Annotated in this window: 1 pseudogene; it reads right to left on the bottom strand. The window is 55.7% G+C overall.

The annotated features are described in order from the left end of the window. Nucleotides 1-254, bottom strand: a pseudogene (locus HMPREF2871_RS07430) (hypothetical protein); the annotation flags it as partial. Nucleotides 255-305 lie beyond the last annotated feature (51 nt).

Below are 305 nucleotides of genomic sequence, written 5' to 3'. Positions count from 1 at the left end.
GCGGGGAAACAAACCCCGTCGCGTGCCGCCTCCTGTGCCTTAATCATCGGCAGCAACTCATTCAGCAGTTTCGCGGTACGCGCCCAAGAGAGCTGGGACTTGGCGGGGCGGAACAAACCGATATACCGTATCGCCGCCTTGCCCAATTCCACATCCATCTCCAACACAGCCTTTAATACCGCTGATGCGTCTGCGTCATTGATTAAGCTGTCCAGGCTATGCACCGCCCCGCAGTTCGGGCATTTGATGTTCATGACTCGCTCTCCCATAATGTTCGACGTTCAACCGTCTTAACGGTCTTGACG

Source organism: Neisseria sp. HMSC067G12, from assembly GCF_001812725.1.
Lineage (GTDB): Bacteria > Pseudomonadota > Gammaproteobacteria > Burkholderiales > Neisseriaceae > Neisseria > Neisseria perflava.
This window is presented reverse-complemented; position numbering and strand designations above follow the sequence as displayed.